The organism is Pontibacter sp. Tf4 (genome assembly GCF_014212495.1).
Taxonomy (GTDB): domain Bacteria; phylum Bacteroidota; class Bacteroidia; order Cytophagales; family Hymenobacteraceae; genus Pontibacter.
The window spans coordinates 50,894-71,171 of sequence record NZ_JACKZC010000009.1; the positions used below are offsets into that span (position 1 = coordinate 50,894).

20 protein-coding genes and 1 tRNA gene are annotated in these 20,278 nt (G+C 48.7%); 7 read left to right on the forward strand and 14 right to left on the reverse strand.

Translation table 11 applies throughout. From position 1 onward, the window contains the following. Window positions 1-29: 29 nt before the first annotated feature. Genes H7F15_RS19560 through H7F15_RS15260 form a run of 4 tightly spaced genes read right to left on the reverse strand, consistent with a single transcriptional unit; the run spans window position 30 to window position 3,605 of the window. Entirely contained in the window at window positions 30-497 is a 468-nt protein-coding gene (locus H7F15_RS19560) for a hypothetical protein (protein ID WP_255481275.1), read from the reverse strand. Continuing rightward, window positions 467-2,074: a ComEC/Rec2 family competence protein gene (locus tag H7F15_RS15250; protein WP_255481276.1), complete on the reverse strand. Its 1,608-nt coding sequence runs from the start codon at window positions 2,072-2,074 to the stop codon at window positions 467-469. Before H7F15_RS15250 ends, H7F15_RS19560 begins: the two co-directional genes overlap by 31 nt. 59 nt (window positions 2,075-2,133) lie before the next feature. Continuing rightward, the gene (locus tag H7F15_RS15255) at window positions 2,134-2,562 is read right to left on the reverse strand and encodes a GNAT family N-acetyltransferase (protein ID WP_185197856.1); all 429 of its coding nucleotides are present in this window, start codon (window positions 2,560-2,562) and stop codon (window positions 2,134-2,136) included. A gap of 11 nt (window positions 2,563-2,573) precedes the next feature. Beyond that, the gene (locus H7F15_RS15260; RefSeq protein ID WP_185197857.1) at window positions 2,574-3,605 is read right to left on the reverse strand and encodes a PhoH family protein; all 1,032 of its coding nucleotides are present in this window, start codon (window positions 3,603-3,605) and stop codon (window positions 2,574-2,576) included. Between the two features lie 98 nt (window positions 3,606-3,703). On the opposite strand from H7F15_RS15260, the gene H7F15_RS15265 reads away from it, so the two are divergent. The 6 genes from H7F15_RS15265 to H7F15_RS15290 all read left to right on the forward strand — a co-directional run bounded on the left by H7F15_RS15265 (window position 3,704) and on the right by H7F15_RS15290 (window position 7,569). Beyond that, on the forward strand, window positions 3,704-4,480 hold the full coding sequence (locus H7F15_RS15265; protein ID WP_185197858.1) for an S-adenosyl-l-methionine hydroxide adenosyltransferase family protein: 777 nt from the start codon (window positions 3,704-3,706) through the stop codon (window positions 4,478-4,480). A 103-nt stretch (window positions 4,481-4,583) separates the two neighbouring features. Next, window positions 4,584-4,874: a putative quinol monooxygenase gene (locus tag H7F15_RS15270; protein ID WP_185197859.1), complete on the forward strand. Its 291-nt coding sequence runs from the start codon at window positions 4,584-4,586 to the stop codon at window positions 4,872-4,874. A 160-nt stretch (window positions 4,875-5,034) separates the two neighbouring features. After that, window positions 5,035-5,568, forward strand: coding sequence for a Fe-S protein assembly co-chaperone HscB (hscB, locus tag H7F15_RS15275; RefSeq protein ID WP_185197860.1), 534 nt, complete (start codon window positions 5,035-5,037; stop codon window positions 5,566-5,568). 23 nt (window positions 5,569-5,591) lie between these two features. Then, a tRNA-Leu gene (locus tag H7F15_RS15280) sits at window positions 5,592-5,675 on the forward strand. A gap of 167 nt (window positions 5,676-5,842) precedes the next feature. Next, the gene (locus H7F15_RS15285; RefSeq protein WP_185197861.1) at window positions 5,843-6,436 is read left to right on the forward strand and encodes a hypothetical protein; all 594 of its coding nucleotides are present in this window, start codon (window positions 5,843-5,845) and stop codon (window positions 6,434-6,436) included. Beyond that, on the forward strand, window positions 6,433-7,569 hold the full coding sequence (locus tag H7F15_RS15290) for a DUF262 domain-containing protein (RefSeq protein WP_185197862.1): 1,137 nt from the start codon (window positions 6,433-6,435) through the stop codon (window positions 7,567-7,569). Before H7F15_RS15285 ends, H7F15_RS15290 begins: the two co-directional genes overlap by 4 nt. 328 nt (window positions 7,570-7,897) lie before the next feature. On the opposite strand, the gene H7F15_RS15295 is transcribed toward H7F15_RS15290, so the two are convergent. The 10 genes from H7F15_RS15295 to H7F15_RS15340 form a co-directional block, all read right to left on the reverse strand. Then, window positions 7,898-8,209: a hypothetical protein gene (locus H7F15_RS15295; RefSeq protein WP_185197863.1), complete on the reverse strand. Its 312-nt coding sequence runs from the start codon at window positions 8,207-8,209 to the stop codon at window positions 7,898-7,900. A gap of 162 nt (window positions 8,210-8,371) precedes the next feature. Continuing rightward, window positions 8,372-8,680, reverse strand: coding sequence for a hypothetical protein (locus tag H7F15_RS15300; RefSeq protein WP_185197864.1), 309 nt, complete (start codon window positions 8,678-8,680; stop codon window positions 8,372-8,374). Between the two features lie 109 nt (window positions 8,681-8,789). After that, window positions 8,790-9,236: a hypothetical protein gene (locus H7F15_RS15305; protein WP_185197865.1), complete on the reverse strand. Its 447-nt coding sequence runs from the start codon at window positions 9,234-9,236 to the stop codon at window positions 8,790-8,792. 54 nt (window positions 9,237-9,290) lie between these two features. After that, on the reverse strand, window positions 9,291-9,593 hold the full coding sequence (locus H7F15_RS15310; RefSeq protein ID WP_185197866.1) for a hypothetical protein: 303 nt from the start codon (window positions 9,591-9,593) through the stop codon (window positions 9,291-9,293). 38 nt (window positions 9,594-9,631) lie between these two features. Further along, window positions 9,632-10,840 (reverse strand): ATP-binding protein, encoded by a 1,209-nt coding sequence (locus H7F15_RS15315; RefSeq protein ID WP_185197867.1) that lies wholly within the window; start codon window positions 10,838-10,840, stop codon window positions 9,632-9,634. Further along, on the reverse strand, window positions 10,830-11,402 hold the full coding sequence (locus tag H7F15_RS15320) for a chemotaxis protein CheB (protein WP_185197868.1): 573 nt from the start codon (window positions 11,400-11,402) through the stop codon (window positions 10,830-10,832). The genes H7F15_RS15315 and H7F15_RS15320 overlap by 11 nt, the downstream gene beginning before the upstream one ends. Then, a complete protein-coding gene (locus tag H7F15_RS15325; RefSeq protein ID WP_185197869.1) occupies window positions 11,402-12,232 on the reverse strand; it encodes a protein-glutamate O-methyltransferase CheR in 831 nt (276 codons plus the stop codon). The genes H7F15_RS15320 and H7F15_RS15325 overlap by 1 nt, the downstream gene beginning before the upstream one ends. Then, on the reverse strand, window positions 12,222-16,244 hold the full coding sequence (locus H7F15_RS15330; protein ID WP_185197870.1) for a response regulator: 4,023 nt from the start codon (window positions 16,242-16,244) through the stop codon (window positions 12,222-12,224). Before H7F15_RS15330 ends, H7F15_RS15325 begins: the two co-directional genes overlap by 11 nt. A 185-nt stretch (window positions 16,245-16,429) precedes the next feature. After that, window positions 16,430-16,678 carry a hypothetical protein gene (locus tag H7F15_RS15335; protein ID WP_185197871.1) on the reverse strand — a complete coding sequence of 83 codons (249 nt, stop codon included), beginning with the start codon at window positions 16,676-16,678 and terminating at the stop codon, window positions 16,430-16,432. Between the two features lie 98 nt (window positions 16,679-16,776). After that, the gene (locus H7F15_RS15340; protein WP_185197872.1) at window positions 16,777-17,820 is read right to left on the reverse strand and encodes a COX15/CtaA family protein; all 1,044 of its coding nucleotides are present in this window, start codon (window positions 17,818-17,820) and stop codon (window positions 16,777-16,779) included. A 224-nt stretch (window positions 17,821-18,044) separates the two neighbouring features. Here H7F15_RS15340 and H7F15_RS15345 point away from each other — a divergent pair, with 224 nt between their 5' ends. After that, a complete protein-coding gene (locus H7F15_RS15345) occupies window positions 18,045-20,243 on the forward strand; it encodes a M3 family metallopeptidase (RefSeq protein ID WP_221627098.1) in 2,199 nt (732 codons plus the stop codon). The last annotated feature ends 35 nt before the right edge of the window (window positions 20,244-20,278 follow it).

The following is a 20,278-nucleotide window of genomic DNA, read 5'->3' on the forward strand; positions in this document are numbered from 1 at the left end:
AATGGCAGGAGAGTGTGAAGAAAAACCAACTATAACTCCTCCACAATTGCCCCTTCGGTAGTTACATCATAAACCGGCAGGTTATACTTTGCCAGCTCCTGTTTCATACGTTTGATGTACCAGGGTTTATTGCTGCCATCCAGTACTATCGCTTTTGCTTTAAAGGGCTGCAGTGCTTCCGGTTTCAGCCGGACATTTTGCGCAAGTATAATGTAATCTAATTCAAGGGTTGAAACCGGCTGTAGCTTTAGCGGTTTATGCAGATACAGTATCTTTTTCCCCTGCCAGACCAGCAGTTGGTTCCCGTCTGGTAAAGTTTTACCGGCGATGGCAACCGGGTCCCCAAACAGGTGAAGCGCCGGTACGGTGATGCCAGCTTCCCACAAATGGTTCTGGATGTTGAAACTATAGTTCTGCCGGTCTGCCAGTAGCGTGCTGTCGGTTACGAGTATGGCTTGCTGTTTAGCTATAAAACCCAGGGCGCTGCTGCCCCGCAAACTATAGATCGCCAGTTTTTCTGGTTCTGCTGCGCTATTGTTTCCATGATCTGCTGTACCGATAACACACCAACTATAGCTGTAGCCATTACCAGGTAACGGAGCTGTTTTTGTACCAGGAACAGCACGAGCAAGGCCAGCACACCATACAGCAACCACGACTGCAAAGCCGAAATATCCAATCCGTTTATTAGCGAGCCCGGCAGGTTCATGAGCAGCTGGTTGAACTCGTTCATCCCCCAGAGAAAACCATAGTGCAGGTAAAACAGCAGATCAGAGAGGTAGGGTATCCAGCTCAGCACCAGCCCGGCCATGCCAAAGTAAAGCGCCAGTGTAGAGGCCGGTACCACCACAATATTGGCCAGCCAGAAGTAAACCGGGAATTGGTGAAAATAATAGATGCCCAACGGCAGCGTAATGAGCTGTGCCGCGACCGCTATCGAGAAGAGCTCCCAGACGCCATCGGCAAAACGGTTGTTGATATCCAGCAAACTATAGATGGCCGGATGCAGCGCTGCAATACCAATTACCGCCAGAAAAGACAACTGGAAACCCACATCGAAAAGCATGTACGGATCGAAGCACAGCAGCGCGAAGGCGGTCGCTGCCAGTGTGTTGTAAATGTTATGCCGCCTGCTCAGCACCTGCGCCAGCAACACCAGACTAAACATCAGCACGGCCCGCAATACTGACGGCGACAAACCCGTCATGAAGCCATAGCCCCACAGCAGGACCAGTACCAGCAAGGCCAGCAGCAACCGCTGACTTTTGCGCATGATTACTTTTTTGAGGAGCAGCAGAAATACGCCAAACACCAGCCCCACATGCATCCCCGACACGGCCAGCACATGCATGGTGCCGGTGGCGGCATAGGCATCGCGAACGGCATTGTCCAGGTCATCTTTCACCCCTAACAGCAGGGCGGTAGCTATGCTTTGCTCACGTCTGGCAGTAACTTTTTCACGGATGGTCTCTTCGAAAAAGCGGCGCACGCTTATACTGGCATAAAGGAGCAGGTTGGGCGGGCCGTTGCCGATGTGTCTGAACTGATGAGCCTGCAAATTCTGGCGGTGATAAATACCTTTGAGCTGCAGGTATTCCCTGTAGTTAAATTGCCCGGGGTTAAGCGGCGGCGCAACAGGCTGTGGCGCTCCTTTTATAAACAGTTTATCGCCGTAAGTAAAAGTATAATCTTCGGGTGTGTCGTGAGGTACGGTTACCTGCACCTGCCCGCTTGCTGCCTGCCATTCGCCGTTTACAAGCACCTTATCCACCTCAACTATAGTTCGCTGGTATCCCGGTTTCTGTACCACAAAATCACTGACCACACCAGTATAATAGGCCGGCGGTGTTCTCAGGTTGGTAAGATGATCGGGTTTGAGATGCGGCGTACGCAACTCGGTTAGCCAGAAGCCGGATGCGGCAAAGCAGAACAGACCAACTATACCTACCCAGGTGTTTACATCTGCTGCCTTTACCCTGCGCGAATACAGGTACAACCCAAAAAACAACAGTACAAAAAAAGCGAAGACCTCAGAAGCAAACCTGAAGCCTTCGCCTATAATGGTATACAGCAAAATGCCCGCTATAAAACTAAGCGCTATCCGGATGAAGGGATATGGCGCCCAGTGCAGCATCAGCCGGCCAGTGTCATTTTATAGTGTTGAATATCGCACTCGGTAAACATATCGCCTTCGGTTACAAAGCCGTTACGCCTGTAAAAATTAACAGCCGGCAACTGCGCGTGCAGATATACTTTTTTGCCCGGTTGTTCTGTTTGCACATCCTGCAACACCGCTTTCAGCACCTGCTCCCCTACCTGCCTGTTTCTATAGTTGGGCAACACCGCAAAGCGCTCCAGCTTCACGCCACTTTCGGTGGTGCGCCAGCGGGCAGCGCCACAGGGTACGCCGTCTATAGTTGCCAGGTAATGGTTGGCAGAATCTTCAAACGTATCGTATTCGGCTTCGCGGGGCACTTTCTGCTCTTCTACAAACACCTGCTCTCTTATCTTAAAAGCTTGTTTGCGATCCTGCTCCTGCGCTGCTCTTATAACCTGGATCATGTAAGCTATAATTACGCGTTCTGTCTTACGCGTCTGTTATTTACAACTCCGTTTTTCTCATCTTCTTCGGCCTGTGCATCGCGCTTGGCACGTTTCTCTTCTTCCAGCTTGGTATAGGCATTCACGATGTCTTTTACCAGACGGTGGCGCACCACGTCATCGGCCGTCATTTCTACCACGCCAATGCCTTTTACACCGCGCAAAATGGTCAGGGCTTCCATCAGGCCGGAGCGCTGGTTACGCGGCAGATCTATCTGCGACCAGTCGCCGTTCACCATCAGTTTGGCGTTCGGGCCCATACGGGTCAGGAACATCTTCATCTGGGCTGGCGTGGTGTTCTGGGCTTCGTCCAGCAATACAAACGCATTGTTCAGCGTACGGCCACGCATATAGGCCAGCGGCGCAATCTCTATGATCTTGTTTTCCTGGTAATACTTCAGTTTTTCAACCGGTATCATGTCTTCCAGAGCATCGTAGATCGGGCGCAGATACGGATCCACCTTTTCCTTCATATCACCGGGCAGGAAACCAAGACTTTCGCCGGCCTCTACCACAGGTCTGGAGATGATGATCTTCTTAACTTCCTTGTTCTTGAGGGCACGCACCGCCATCGCTACCGACACGTAGGTTTTACCCGTACCGGCAGGCCCTAAGGCAAACACAAGGTCGTTCTTCTCCACGGCATCCACCAGTTTCTGCTGGTTCGGGGTCTTGGCCTTTATAACACCGCCCTTCGAGCCATACACAATCACATCCGGCGACGTTACGATCACTTCCTCATCGGTAAAAGAATCAGAAGAAAGGTATCTATTTACGCTGTTATGCGTAATCTTCCCGAACTTATGGTAATGGTCTATCAGCGACGACAGAATTTCGTGGATTTTAGTGATCTCGGGCGTCTGGCCCTGTATTTTTATCTCGTTACCTCTGGATATGATTTTGCTGCTTGGAAAGGCGGCAGCCAGTTGTTTTATATTCTGATTCTCGGTTCCCAGGAAGTCGATCAGGGAAATATTTTCGAGGGTTATGACTTTCTCTACCAAATGTTTAGCTCTTATATAGAATGTTGGTAATATTTCTTTAATTTAAAAGAAAATTTAGTTTATATAATTACAAATCTATTGAAATTATAGTTCTAAAGATGGCTGTAATTACGTTTATATCTGATTTTGGATATACTGACCACTACGTAGCGGCAGTAAAAGCAAAACTTATTTCGCAAGACCCTGACTGTAAAATAGTTGACATCACGCACGCGATAGAACCTTTTAACATAGCGCACGCGGAGTATGTGCTGGGCTCGGTGTACCAGGATTTTCCGGAAGGTACGGTGCATCTGGTAGGTGTGGATTCGCACGGGAGCAAAAGTGGCCGTTTTCATGCGGCGCGCCACAAAGGGCATTACTTTCTGCTGCCGGATAACGGGCTTTTGTCGCTGCTGACCGACGGGCAACCGGAGCTGGTGGTGGAGCTGAACGTGGAGAATCCGCTGATGCCTTTCCCGGTGAAAGACCTGCTGGCACCTGCAGCTGTGTACCTGGCCAAAGGCGGCGACATTGAGGTATTAGGCGAACGCACTTACGAACTGCGCCAGCTCCTGAACCGCCAGCTGCGCCTGAACGACCACTCCATTACCGGCCACGTGATACACGTAGACCGCTACGGCAACCTGATCACGAACATTACCCGCGACTGCGTAGATACGATAGCCCATGGCAGAACTTTCACCATACACTTCGGCCGCGAAACGATAGGCCGCATCTACCCCAACTATACCCAGGTAGACGACGGCGAATGCTGCTGCATTTTTAACGCTCAGAACCAGCTCTGTATCGGCATCAACAAAGGCCACGCCGCCGAACTCCTCGGCCTCGGCTTCGACTCGCAGGTTGACGTGCGCTTTTATCCGGGAAATTAGATTGAATTTTGAATGACTGAATAACTGAATGATTGAATAAGGCTGGTATAAAACCTAACTTTACTTCTTGATTCAGTTATTCAATATTCAATTATTCAAAATTATGCTTATTCGCATCGTCCGGATGACTTTTCAGGTGGATAGAACGGAGGAATTTCTGGAGATCTTCCGCAGTTCGAAAGACAAAATCTGCGGGTTTGATGGCTGCAACCACGTGGAGCTGCTGCAGGACCTGAACCACCCCAACGTGTACAGCACCTATAGTTTGTGGGACTCTGAAGAGCACCTGAACAACTACCGCGACTCCGAACTTTTCGGGCAGGTCTGGAAAGCCACCAAAGCCCTTTTCGCCGACAAACCACAGGCCTGGTCAAACATTTCAGTTAACATCTGAACAGTAAACAGTTAGCAATTAACAGTAAACAGCAACCAATTTTCATTGAACGGTAAACAACTATAGTTGTGAACAATACTGTGGCTTTTACTGTACTTTTGTAGTGGTAACTGCTAACTGTTTAATGGTTACTGCTAATTGTTTACTGATCACTGAAACTATGGATTACTTCGAATTTTATAATATACCTGAGAGCTTTTTACTGGACGAGAAGGCGTTAAAGAACATTTACTATAAACTGAGCCGCGAATACCATCCGGATTTTTACGCCAACGAGCCGCAGGAAAAGCAGCAGGAAATTCTGCAGCTGAGCACACAGAACACCAACGCTTACCGCACCCTTTCCGACCCCGACCTGCGCATGCAGTACATTTTAAAACATCATGGCCTGCTGGAAGAAGGTGGCAAAAACGAACTGCCCGCCGGTTTCCTGATGGAAATGATGGAGATAAACGAAGAGTTGATGGAACTGGAGTTTGACTTTGATGCTGCCAAACTGCACGAGATAGGCGAGCAAACAAGCGGTATAGTTGCCCAGCTCGACAACGACATTCTGCCGGTATTACAGCGCTACCCTGAGCTGCACGGAGTTACCAAAGACGAGGCCCTGGACGAAGTAAAAACCTACTACCTGAAGAAAAAATACTTGTTGCGTATTCAGGAAACTTTATCTAAGTTTGCAACCCGTTCCTGATAGCAGATCAGGGAGGAAGTAATGCCTTGGTGGCGGAATTGGTAGACGCGTTGGTCTCAAACACCAATGAGGTTACACTCGTGCCGGTTCGACTCCGGCCCAAGGTACAAAAGCCCTGCAGATGTTATTTCTGCAGGGCTTTTTTTATTTACATGAGACAGCACAGGGAACGGAATTAAATTATTATTTAATGTAATTTATTTACATGATTTCATTTTAAATATAAATATTAGCTTCAGTTAATATATATTTGAATATATAGTTGTCCAACCAAATGGATTTAGATAAAGTACAAGCCGATTTTTTAAGAACAAGTCCTAAGGATATTTACATGAATTATCTTCAGGGAAATGATGTGTGGTACTTCTCTGAATATCTAAAGAAGCCAAATTATTCAAAATCTTATGATGATTTTAAAAGGTTTATTGCATCTAATTTAGGTGTTAGCTTTAATAATATTTGTGTTATTGGAAGTTGTAAGTTAGGATACAGCTTGGCTCCATCTAAAAAGTTTAAAACCTTCGATGAAGACTCAGATATTGATTTGGTGCTAGTATCTAATAGTTATTATAATAAATTTTGGGATGCTTACTTTGATTTGTATGATCAAAGGGCGAACCTAGATTATAAGTTCATAGCTAATAATATCTTCAGAAGATTTGTCTCTATTAAAAACCCTGAACCCATTCATCCATCATTAACAGACTGGATATCTAAAGTTGAAAAGTTCAACAAAGACTATCAGACCTTGTTTGACATTAAGCATGAGATAAATTATAGAATTTATGACTCATGGGAGTCAGTTGAGAGATATCACATTAAAGGAATTACTGAAATCCAACACCAATTAAGAAAAACAATCCAATGAGTCAAGTTATTGATAATATATACATAGAGAGAAAGAGTGTTAAATGGCTAACAGACCAGATAAAGAATGAACTCTTGTATGTAGACAATTCCTTTCAACGACATTATGTTTGGACAACCAAGAATCAGATGAGACTAATAGAAACAATATTAGTTGGTTACGCGATTCCTGAAATATATATATGGGAAAGGGATACAGATTCACTAACGGGGTCTACTAAATTAAGCATTGTAGATGGTCAACAACGGCTAGGAGCTATTGCTGATTTCATTAATGATAAATTCCCGTTAAAAGTCTCTGCAATAGATAATAAAACATCGAGCTATGCGGGTAAAAAGTTTTCTACTTTAACAGAAGATGAGCGAAACCTTATTTGGAAATACCCTTTTACTGTACGGTTTATTAGAGAAGTAGTACGAAGAGACGACATTGTAAAAATGTTTTTAAGGCTAAATAGCACTAGTGCTTCTCTCAACCCGCAGGAACTTAGAAACGCAGAGTTCGGAGGTGAGTTTATTAGGTTAGCTAATGAAATAGCAGATAACGAGTTCTGGGCTCGTAATGAATCTTTCAATGTTTATGACCTTAGAAGAATGTTAGATATTGAGTTCATCAGTAGTATTCTGATATTCTTTAGACTTGGTATTGAAGAAGAAACTACCCAGTCTGCTATCAACAAAGCATATGACTCATTTAATGCTAAGTATGATGAGGCAGAGCAAGACAAAGCATTATTTTATGATTTATTAAATGAAGTAGATAAAATCATAAAGGATAATGAACAGGTTAAAAAATTTCTTAAAAAGAAGGTCCATTTGTATACTTTGATTACATCTGTTTATTACTTCTATAAAACTGAAGGTGGTGTGAATCAAAAGAGTATAGATAATTACCATGGCTTTGTTAGTGCATATGATGGGGACAAGGGCACACTAGAAAAATTATTTTTTAATGATAAATCTAGTGATCAACTTACTGCTACCCAAGTCGAGGCTCTTAAATATTTCAACGGAATAATTGAAGAATATAAACAATTAAGTAATGAGGGTACACAGAAGAAAAGTAACAGATTTAGAAGGATGGAAATAATCAAAGATGTAATGTCTAATCTAAATACTATTATTGATGAGTAAATAAAAAGCCAGAGCAAACTCTCTGGCTTTTTATTTATAGCTCTTCTATTCCTAAAATTGAAGAATACACATCGCAGTTAGGGCAGTAAAGAAAGTAGTCAATCGATTCTTTAATTCCAGACTTTTTCCAATGCAGTTGTTCTTTGTCTGGTAGCTCTTTAAAGAAAGATCATCTCTTAAGATATTACAAATATCTACAATTATCAAGTCATATCATTCTGCTTGAGTCAGCCAAAGAAGGTAACCAAGCTGTCCATAAAACAAAAATTCTCCCGGAAGTGCGGGAGAATCTGTGCTATAGTATCATAAAAGAACTGCTATCCGGCAGCTATCGCTCGGTGCAGTCCCAGTCTTTGATGGCATTCAGGTTTTCTTCAGCTGCCTGGATCATGTTTGCATCACCGCATTGTTTGGCTTTGTTAAAGAAATCGGTAGCCGTCTTTTTCATGGCTTCGCAGTTTTCCGGTGTCGGGTCGTTCGAGAAGGCCAGCGTTTTCTCATAGTTCACCTTTGCCAGCGCATTCAGTTCTTCCATGCAGGATTTGCCTTTATCTTCATCGTCATCGCCAAGGCAGGAGGTTAGGGCAACTGAGCAGAAAAGTGCCACCAATAGCAGCAGGAATGAGTTTAAGTGTTTCATAAAAAAATTGGTTAGGATTGATGAAAATGGAAGATAGGTAAATAATATAGAAAAGACTATATATTCACCTGAACTATAAATGCCTGTCGATTACAAAACAAAAAGTCCCCCGGCTGCCCGGGAGACTCTTGCTGTTAAATGAAAGGTAATCGGAATCTGAAACTATAGGTCGCTGCAGTCCAGGGCTTCGGTCATGGCTTTGCTTCGCTCTGCAGACTCGATCATGTTTTTATCCCCACACTCCTTAGCCTTGTTGTAAAAATTGATGGCAGCCTCCTTAAATGCGTTGCAGTTAGCGGTGGTCATGTTAGTAGAGAGGGCCTGTGCCTTTTCGTTGGCTATCTGCGACAGGCGCTGTAGTTCGTCGTAGCAGCTCTTTTCATCATCTTCGTCGTCGCCGAGGCAGGATGTAAAAGTAACCGTACAGAAAAGTGCTACAAAAAGCAGCAGAAGAGCGTTGAAGTTTTTCATGAATAAGGGTTTAGGTTTAGGCACCCAAGCTACCGTAAACCCTTACATCAAACAATACCTATATTTGAGTATTTTACTTTAATCAAGAAAAAGTTTACTCAAATACAGGCTATTTATTCAGCCTTTCGGTCAGCCCATCAATTACAGCATCGCAGAACTGACTAGCTATAGTTTGTGTTTCCGCAGTTTGCCAGCGCTCTAAGTAATTTTTCTCCAGCCAGGTGTTCTCCTTATCCGGCCCTACGCCATAGTAGTTATAGTGCAGTTTAAAGAGCAGGTCTTTGGTCAGGTCGAAGGGTTCAGTACCGGGTTTGTTGAAGCCCTCCAGGCGCAGTTTCAGGCCGAGCAGCTGCACGTTTCCGTTCTCTATGCTTACCTCCTTTTCCGGGTCGGCGGGGTCTTTGGTGCGGGTATCGAGCAGGCGCTCTAAGGTAAAGTTCTCGAACAGGGCAAGCACTGGTTGCAGTCCCTGGTGCACCTGTTGTGCCAGGGCTGGCAATACATCGTTATAAAGCTGTTGTATGGCTTTTTTATCGCGGAGCGGTCGGTCTTCCATAGGTATCTTAAAATTGGTAACAGGTAACGAACAGGAAACTATAGTTTGGGCGGATCAGCCGCGGGCAATTACCACGTAGCGGGCACTATAGCCATTGCTTTTATACAGCAGCTGCAGCGCCGAAATAAACGAGCGCTTTGCAGAACAATAGTGCTGCTGCCCGGCCAGCGGCTGTAGGTAGTTTTTAAAACCAGACTCCGGTACGCGCTGCAGGCAGCTTCTTACATCAGCTTCGGCCACATCGGTCAGGGCTTTGGCCAGCACTACCTGCGGCAGATAAGGCAGGGCATCGCGCATGCTTTGGTAACCCGCAAACGCATACAACCTATAGTTGCCTCTTAGTATTACAGAATTCATGCAGCTGTTTCAGCGCTGGTCAGGTCGTATAGTCGGGTCTACTTCAGGTATAGTTTAAAGGTGCAACCACCGTCTGGGTTATCATCCAGTTCAATGCGGCCTTCGCAGTTCTCAACAATGCGCTTTACTATAGCCAGCCCTACGCCGGTGCCCTCTACGTGCCCGTGCAGTCGCCTGAACATATCAAACACTTTATCCTTATCCTGCTTGCGCACGCCAAGGCCGTTGTCCTGCACTGTCAGCAGCGTAAACTCGCCTGCCTGTGTGGTGGTTATCTTAATTTCGGGTTTGCGTAACGGCGAACTATACTTAATGGAGTTGGAAACCAGGTTGTACAAAATACTGCGCAGGTTCTTTCTAAAAAACAGAATATCCGGCGCCGCACTGAAATCCTCCGTTATAGTTGCATCATATTTCAGGATCAGGTCTTTGATGCTCAGCTTTACATCATCCAGCACTTCACTGAACAGCACACGCTCCTGCGGGGTAGCATCTTCGTAATTTATTTTGGCAACTTCGGTCAGGTCGCGCAGGGTAGCTTTAAACCTGCCGATCGAGCTGTCGATCATGTCCATGATATTATCAATGCCGCTCAGCTCCACTTCTTTTTCCTGCAGGGTCTCGTACAGGGCTTTTACCAATCCTTCAATGTTGCTGATAGGTGCTTTCAGGTCGTGCGAGGCTGTGTATACAAAGTTGTCGAGGTCCTTGTTTACTTTGGTAAGCTCTTTGGTGCGCTCTTTTACCCGCTCCTCCAGTTGCTGGTTAATTTCGAGGGTAGCTTTATGTACGTACTCCAGTTCCTTCTTCTGCCGGAAAAACCGGACAAAGTTGGCTACTTTTACTCTTGTAATATAAGGGTGCAGCGGCTTAAACAGAAAATCAACGGCGCCTGCCTCAAATCCTTCAATCACGTGCACTTCCTGCTCGTTTATGGCCGTCACGAAAATGATCGGTATATCCCTTGTTTTGGAAATGTCGCGCAGGTAGCGGGCCACTTCGTAGCCGTTCATGCCGGGCATCTGCACATCCAGCAGTATCAGGGCAAGTTCTTCCTGCAGGGCAATTTTAAGGGCTTCCTCACCGGATAGGGCTGTCAGGTAGCTGATACTTTCATCGCCGGTGGAGAGCATGCTTTCCAGGCTTACCAGGTTCTCTGGCATATCATCTACCAAAAGTACCTTCATCTGCTGTGCATCTGTAGTACTTGCAAATACCGGTGGTGTTGTTTGCGGGTCAGTTAACATGTAAGGAAAGTAAAAACTCCTGAATATCAATTAATTGCATGATGCGGCAGCCGGGAGTTGCCCGTATGGCTGCCAGGGGCATGGTATCTATTTCTGCTTCCTGGGGTTGCTGCACCAAAGCAGTTCCACCTTTCTCAAAGATATACTTTAATCCTGAACTTCCATCACTGCTGGCGCCGCTTAGTATGATGCCGGCTACCTGGTCGCCGTACACATCGGCGGCGCTGGTAAAGGTAACATCGATCGATGGCCTTGAATAATTCTCCAGTTCCGAGTCATCCAGGGCAAAGGTCCGGTCGTTCTCCAGCAGCACATGGTAATTCGGGGGCGCCAGGTACAGCATACCCGGAACCAGCTGTTGCTTGTCCTCTATCTCGACGGTGGTTAGCCTGGTTTTCCGTTCAAAAATCTCCTGCAGGTTGCCTTCCTGGTCGCGCAGGCGGTGCAGTACCAGCACTATAGGCAAACTATAGTTTGGCGGCAGACCTTTGAGTATCTGCAGGGCAGCCTGTATGCCGCCCCAGGAGCCTCCTATCACCACAAGTTCCGGTACGCGCTGCATCAGTTCAGTTTCCGGTAAATCCGGTTAGTTTTATCTACTGCGTTATAGTAGGGGCTTATCCCCGACATAGCCAGTGTTTCTTTCTTGCCCAGCCCTAAATAGCCCAGGCTTACCAGACTCTCATCAAACAAATTAAGCACCCGCTCCTGCAGCTCACGGCCAAAGTAGATCAGCACATTGCGGCACAGAATAAGATGAAACTCATTGAAAGACGAATCGGTGGCCAGGTTATGCGGGTAAAATACCACGTTCCGGACCAGTTCCGAGTTAAACTTGGCATTGCCATAGTTGCTGCGGTAGTAGCCCGAAAATTCCTGCTTGCCTCCCGCTGCATAGTAGGCTGCCGTGTAGGCCGGTATCCGGCTCACCGGAAAAATACCCTCTTTTGCCTGCCGGAGCACTTTCTGGTTTATATCGGTGGCGTAAATTTTGGTACGGTTCAGCAGGCCTTCTTCCTGCAGCAATATGGCCAGCGAAAAAAGCTCCTCGCCGGTCGAGCAGCCCGCATCCCAGATCTTGATATAGGGATACGTAGAAAGCAACGGCAGCACGTTTTGCCGCAACGACAGGAAAAACGACGGATCACGGAACATCTCGGTCACGTTCACGGTCACATCCTGCAGAAACACCTCAAAAAAGAAGCTGTCGGAGAACAACGGTTCGCGTAGCTGCTGCATGTTTTCCAGGCCTTTCTGCCCCATAAACCGCTTTACCCGGCGGTACACCGAGGCCCGCGCATACCCGCTGAAATCGTAGCCGTAGTGTTGTTTTATCTCCCCAATCAGGACTTCTACCTCCTGCTCAAACTGTGCATCGCTGCTAAGCTTCATATAGCCACACGCGCATTAAGGTCAGTAATTTATCGGTATCCACAGGTTTTGGTATATAATCGGATGCACCGGCCTGCAGGCATTTCTCCCGGTCTTCTTTCATGGCTTTTGCTGTAAGTGCAATCACAGGAAGTTGCTTAAAACGAGAAATCGCCCGGATTCGTTTTGTTGCTTCTATGCCATCCATTTCCGGCATCATCACGTCCATCAGCACTATGTCTATTTCCTCTTCCTGCTGCAGCTTTTCCAGTGCTTCCTTTCCGTTGTAGGCTACTGCCACTTCCATGCCGTTCATTTCCAGCAGGCTGCTCAGCGAGTAAATGTTGCGCACGTCATCATCCACTACCAGCACTCTTTTGCCTTTCAGTACTTCTTCGGGCACATGCAGCTTCATTTTAAAGCCCGGGCCGGCCGGTAGTTTCTGGTTAACCCGGTGCAGGAACAGCTGCACTTCATCCAGCAGGCGCAGGTACGAGTATTCGTTTTTAATGATAACTGTATTGGCAAATGCACGCAGGGCATTCTCCTCGTCTTCGCTCAGGTCTTTGCCCGAGTAAATAATGATTGGGATATCAGAAAGGCCCGGGTTGGCTTTCAGCTTTTTCATCCAGTCGTAGCCTTTCATGCCCGGCAGGTTCAGGTCCAGAATGATGCAGTCTACTTTTTGCTTGGCCAGCACCTGTTCCGCTTCCTCGGCCGTGTATGCCGAAGCGGACTTGATGCCATGCGCCAGCAGCAGCTCCGACACCGCCTTGTTTTCTATCTCATTGTCTTCCACGATCAGGACATTCCGGATAGAAGTGCCCGAGGAATCAGCTATAGTTGTAAAGGCTTTGTTCAGCATCTCCAGCGTTACTGGTTTTGGCAGATATTCTTCGTGGCCTTCGTGCGCGCCTATCACTTCCTTGTCATAAGCCGACATTACGTGCACGTTGGTTTTGCGCAGGGCCTTGTCTTCGCGTAACTGCTTCAGCACGTCCCATCCGCTCATATCAGGCAACTGAATATCAAGTAGCATGGCGTCGGGCCGCTGTACGCGGGCCTGGTTCAGACCATCGGTACCGGTGTAGGCCTGATGCACTTTAAAGTTTCTGGATCTCGCAAAGTCAGCCAGTATGTCGCTGAAGCCTTTGTCATCTTCCACGATCAGCAGCGATACATCCTCGTTCAACTTGCCCGGTTGTTGCTCCACCTTATCCAGTAGTTTGCTTACCGAGTTGGCCCGGCTATAGTTGGTGCCGTTGGTTTGCTTTACCGGTTGCGGCTTTTTCGCTTCGGTGACACGGGGCTCGCGCGGCAGGTACAGGGTAAAGGTACTGCCCTTGCCCGGCTCGCTTTCCACCATCACTTCGCCGCCCAGCAGGGTTGCCAGCTCTTTGCTTATAGTTAGCCCCAGACCGGTGCCGCCGTACTTGCGGGTAGTAGAGGTATCGGCCTGCTGAAAGGCTTCAAACACCACATCCAGTTTATCAGCAGGTATACCGATGCCCGTATCGCGTACGGCAAACGCTACTACCTCAGGCTGCTCGCGCAACTGCTCCGACTTAAATGCCGGCCGCTGTTTTACTTCATAAATGGATAGTTCTACTTCGCCGCCCTCGTCGGTAAACTTGATGGCGTTTCCGATAAAGTTCTTCAGTACCTGTTCCAGCCTGAACCGGTCGGTCACGATGGTATCGAAGGACTGGTGTGCTACTTTTTCGTTGTAGCGTATCTTTTTCCGGGCAGCCATTTCCCGGAAGATCGGCTCCATTTTAATATCATCCAGCTTCACCTCCTCGGTCTCCAGCTTCACCACCCCCGACTCTATCTTGCTCAGGTCCAGTATCTCGTTTATCAGGCGCAGCAGGTCGTTGCCGGATTTATGGATGATCTGGGCATGATCTATCTGCTTGGTCGACAGCGTATTTTCCACGTTATCAGCCAACAACCTGGACAGGATAAGGATACTGTTGAGCGGCGTTCGCAGCTCGTGGCTCATGTTGGCCAGGAAATCGCTCTTGTACTTGCTTACCTGCTCTACCTGCTGCATTTTAAGCTCTATGGCTTCGCGGGCATCTTCCAGGGCTTTGTTCTTTACACCCAGTGCTTCGTATTGTTCTTCCAGCAACTGGGCCTTTTCTTCCAGTTCGGTGTTCTTTTCCTGTAGCTCTTCCTGGTTTACGCGCAGCTCTTCTTCCGACGCCTTCAGTTCGGCGTTCAGCTGGCGCAGCTCTTCCTGCTGGGTTTCCAGTTCTTCGGCCTGGTTCTGTGTTTCGTACAGTAGTTCCTGTGTCTGCAGATGGGCCTGCAGGGTGTGAATCACAACAGAAAGGCGCTCGGCTACCGCATCAAGGAAGCGTTGCTGCAACGGCGTATGCGGCTGTCGCGAGCATAGTTCCAGGGCACCAACTATAGTTCGGCCAAAGTATAGCGGCACTATCACCACCGATGCCGGCTGCACTTCTGCCAGGCCCGACCGGATCCGCAGGTATTCATCCGGCACATTGTCCAGTACCAGCACCTGGCGTTCGCGCACCGCCTGCCCTACTTTTCCGCTACCGATCTCGAAAACCGGAAGCTGCTGAAGCGGAACAGGCACGCCATGCGCTGCAACAGGCGCCAGTCTGCCGCTGCTGTTATGCAGGTACAGAATTCCGGTTTCGGCATCGGTATAGTGGCTCAGGAATGTAATAGCTTTTTCGGCCACACGCTCTACGGATGTCTCGCTGCTTACCTGGTTGTTGAGCTCTGCCACCCCGGACAATACCCAGTTGCGGTTTGCGTTCTCGGTGGTGAGCACATGCAGGTTGTCTTTCATGTCGCGGATAGCCAGGCTGAGCACATCTTCCTTGCTCTGTACCGGCACTTCCACATCGTAGCGGCCTTCGCCTATAGTCTGGGCCACATTGGCCAGCACCACCGATTTGTTTATTACTCCCCTGAAAGAGGAAGCCACACTGCCTATCTCATCAGAACTATAGATATCGATTTTAACATCGGTAGCACCCAGTTTAATACGCTCTGCTGCTGTTTTAAGCGCCGCCAGCGACGTGGAGATCAGGTTGATGATGTAAATGGACAGGATGGTAACCAGCACCAGCAGCGCCACGATCGAGATGACCAGAATCGTCATGTTCTGCTCTTTCTGGGCTATCTCCCCTAACACCTGCGTCCGTATCTGACGGATAAGTTCGTTTTCAGCGGTGCGGTAATCCTCTATGCTCCTTGTAAAAATATCGAAAACCGGACCTGCCTCATACGCTTCCAGGCTCTGCTGCGGGTTGTTTTCAAGAGACTGCAGTAGAACGGAAACCTTCTTATAGTTGTCGGTGGTTTGTACAGCCTGTACACTTTTTAAGGCCTCGGGGCTGGCGCCGCGGTTAAAGAGCACCAGCATGCGCCTGTAGTTCTGGAGCTGCGACATGAACTGGGCAAACTCCTCGTGCGAGAAGCTGTCGTCCTGCAACACACGCATCAGCAGGCTGCGCATACGTCCCAGGTGTATCTTTGCTTCGGCCAGGTTCCGGAAACTTTGCAGTTGTTGCGTTATCCGGAGGTTGCTGATGCCATTGGCGTTGTCGTTGATGCGGTCCAGTAACTGAAAGATCAGGTCTGCAGAGTAGGCACGAAACTTTTCTTCGTCGAGCTCATTCTTGTCAAGTGCCTGGCGGTAGGTTTGCATCTCGTTGAGCCGGGCGAGGTCCGGGAACTGCCGGTTAGAGGCAGCCAGAAAGTCCTTCAGGTCGCGGTCGGCGCGGTCGGTGGCGGCACGCAGGCTGTTGGCTTCTGCCAGGTAGGCCGAGTCGCCATAGGCTACCATTAATATGCGGGCGCGCTCTTTCTGCAGCACGTGCACCAGTTCAGATATCTTTTCAGATTCCTCTAACTGTAGGGCTTCCAGTTGCAGGGCATCGTTGGCAGCTACCTGCTCCTGAATGGTAGTTACAGCAAAATACATTACCGGAATAAGCAGCAGCAACAGCAGCAGTAAAAGCTTGTCCCGTATTTTCAGGTTCTTGATAAAGTTCATTCGCTAAGGGTGTGAGTACGTACAGGTGGTGTTCTACCAAACGGCAAATTAAAAAAAATGAACCCAAACATGTGCACTAAATAGAACAGATATGTTGCCGGACCAGCTGCCGCGGGTAAAACACCCGGCCGGCAAAGCGTTATAAGTCCGCTAAAAGTGCTTAACAGGAATACAGCGCCATCTGTTTAGTTAAACATCTTTTTAAGATTGATCTGGTCGAGAAAGGGATCGAGCGCTTTCTGGCTCTTGTAGCCACGCACTAAGGCCAGCACGTTGGTTTCGGGGTTAAACCATAGTTCTGCCACAAAATTACCGAGGTCGTATAGTTCTATCCGGTAACCCCTGCGCCCACGGTAAGCGATAAATATACCGTGTTCCCAAACGATCTCGAACCGGGCTCTTGTAGAAAATGTGTTGAAGAGGGAAAGGTCCATACCCCATTATACGGAGCGGCCCGTAAAATAACTGCCTGCGGCAAGGCCCTTTTTCAGACTTCACGGTTTAATGCAAAACCTGCCCTGCCGCTACCAAGCTATAGTTTGGCTGGCGTACCTATAGTTGGTCGGGAAGTTGCCTGGTGCAGGAGCAGCACGCTCAGGCCAAACAGCACTACGGCCATGGCCTGGTGCAGCACACCCCAAATTACCGGCACGGCCAGCAGTAGCGTACCAATGCCCAGCACTACCTGCACCAGTGTGGTCAGCAACAGCAGGCCTGCTATCGTTCTTACATCGGGGTAGGCCGACTTACGGGCAGTTAGCCAGGCACCCAATACCACCAGCAACACTACCACAGCCACCCAGCGGTGCAGGAACTGTACAAATACACCATTCTCCAGAAAATTACCCCAACCCAAATGGCCCTGCAGGTGCGATGGCAGCAGTTCGCCGTTCATAAGCGGGTATGTATTGTACGAAAAACCAGCCTTTAACCCGGCCACAAATGCACCCAGCACGATCTGCAGCAGCACTATAAAAAACACCAGGCCAGCATACCGTTTTATAGTTCCGGGTAAACTATAGTTGCGGGCTGGAAGCGCCAGGTCAGCTATGGTCCAGAGCAGCGTACCGATAAGCGCGAGTGCCAGGCAAAGGTGTGCCGCCAGCCGGTAATGGCTCACGTGCGGGTTTTCAACCAGGCCGCTTTTTACCATCAGCCAGCCCATCAGTCCTTGTGCCATGCCCAGCAAAAGTATCAGCAGCATTCTGCGTTTCAGCCAACCGGCAAACTGACCCGTGAACCAGAAATACAGGAACGGAACTATAAACACAAGCCCGATCAGGCGGCCCAGCAAACGGTGCAGGTACTCCCACCAGAAAATGCTTTTAAACCCATCCAGCGTCATGCTATAGTTCAGCTTCTGATATTCGGGAAACTGTTTATATTTCTCAAAAGCAACCATCCAGGCAGCCTCGTTCAGCGGCGGCAGGGTGCCGGAGATCACGTTCCATTCCACGATAGAAAGCCCGGATCCGGTAAGCCGGGTAATGCCACCAATTACGACCATGACCACAATAAGCAATACACCGCTCAGCAGCCACCAGACTATAGCTTTGTTATAGGTTACCTGTTGCATAGGTTTCTGTTAAAAACAGGCAAATGTCGGAAGTTTAAACATCGCGAAACATGATGCTTGTCATTGTAACTATAGTTGCTGCCACAGAAAATTAGTAAACTGCCTGTATGTGGTTCCAGGCCTGTCGTTCGGGTGCCGGTTGCAGTTTATCAGCATGATTTTTGTATCTTGTGCATGAATCAGGACAAGATGGGCCTGTTTTTATTGTACTATTACCCTTACTCATGAAAAATAAGATCACCAAAACCGGTAAAATAACCGGTCTGATGGCTGTGCTGGCCCTGGCAAGCTGTACTACTACCACAACCACCCAGCAGTCGCAGCAAACTACAACTGCCATGGAGCAACAGAAACCAGAAACCAACCCGCTTTTAAAAGAATGGACAGGCCCCTACGGTGGTGTACCGGCCTTTGATAAGATGAACCTGGCCGACCTGAAACCAGCAATGGAAAAGGCGATGGCTATGAACCTGGCCGAGATCGAGGCTATTGCCAATAACCCGCAGCCAGCTACCTTCGAGAATACGATAGAAGCCATGGAGCGCGCCGGCGAAGAACTGGGCCGCGTGTTTACGTACTATGGCATCTGGAGCAGCAACGTATCTACGCCGGAGTTCCGCAAGGTGCAGGCCGAGATGGCACCAAAGATCTCTGAATTCTCGTCTAAAATAAACCAGAACGAGAAACTGTTTCAGCGCATTAAAACGGTATACGAAAACTCCCGGAAGAACCCCTTACCGGCTGACCAGCAACGTGTGGTGCAATTAGTGTACGAAGGCTTTGCCATGGAAGGCGCCGACCTGAGCCCGGAAGCCAAAAAACGCTATGCCGAGATCAACAAAGAGCTGTCGTCGCTGTACACGGCTTTCTCTAACAACGTGCTGGCCGACGAGGAAAATTACGTAACCTACCTGACCAAAGACCAGCTGAGCGGACTTCCGGAGTCGTTTGTGAAAGCTGCTGCCAAAGCGGCCGCCGACAATGGCAAAGAAGGTATGTATGCCGTTACCAACACCCGCTCCAGCATGGACCAGTTCCTGACCTATTCGGATGAGCGTGCCCTGCGCGAGAAAGTATGGAACACCTACTACTCGCGCGGCGATAACGGCGACGACAAGGACAATAACGCCAACATTGCCAAAATACTGAAACTGCGCAACGAGCGCGTAAAACTGCTGGGCTTTGATAACTATGCCGAGTGGCGCCTGCAGAACCGCATGGCCAAAAACCCGGAAAACGCAATGGCCCTGATGAACGCTGTATGGCCTGCTGCCATTGCCCGCGTGAAGGAAGAAGTAGCCGACATGCAGAAACTGGCCAATGCTACCAGCAAAACCAAAATCATGATACAGCCCTGGGACTACCGCTACTACGCCGAAAAAGTGCGCAAGCAGAAGTACGACCTGAACTCAAACGAAGTAAAGCAATACCTGGAGCTGGGCAACCTGACACAGGCTATGTTCTTTACGGCAGGCGAGCTGTTCAACTTTAAGTTTACACCAGTAGCCGAGGGCACCGTGCCGGTTTTCCATGAGGATGTGAAGGTTTGGGAGGTAACCGATAAAACAACCGGCGAGCACATTGGCCTGTGGTACTTAGACCCATTCGCACGCCAGGGCAAGCGCTCGGGTGCCTGGGCCACTACGTACCGCGCCCACACAACGTTCGATGGCAAAGAGACGGTGCTGGCATCCAACAACTCTAACTTTGTGAAGCCTGCCCCGGGCGAGCCTGTGCTGGTTTCCTGGGATGATGCGACAACGTTCTTCCACGAGTTCGGCCACGCGCTGCACTTCCTGGCATCTAACGTAAAATATCCTACGCTGAACAGCGGCGTTAGAGACTATACCGAGTTCCAGTCGCAGTTGCTGGAGCGCTGGCTGTCTACTGACAAGGTGATAAACCAGTTCCTGAAGCACCACGAAACCGGCAAGCCGATGCCGGCCGATCTGGTAGCCAAAATAAAGAAAGCGGCTACGTTTAACCAGGGCTTTGAGACAACCGAATACCTGGCATCCGCCATTATGGATATGAAACTGCACCTTACCGACCCGAACGGTTTAGACCCTGATAAGTTTGAGCGCGAGACGCTGGCTGCTATGAACATGCCGAAAGAAGTAGTAATGCGCCACCGCACGCCACACTTCGGGCACGTGTTCAGCAGCGAGGGGTATGCTACTGGTTACTATGGTTACTTGTGGGCCGATGTACTAACTTCTGACGCCGCCGAAGCATTTGAGGAAGCGCCAGGCGGGTTTTATGACAAGGAAGTAGCAGCCAGACTGGTGAAATACCTGTTTGCCCCACGCAACTCCATGGACCCGGCCGAAGCATACAAACTGTTCCGTGGCCGCGATGCCAAAATAGATGCCCTGATGCGCGACCGCGGTTTCCCGGTGCCGGCTGGCAGCTCTAAAAAGTAAGCAACTATAGTTGCACATTAAAAAGCCCTGCAGGT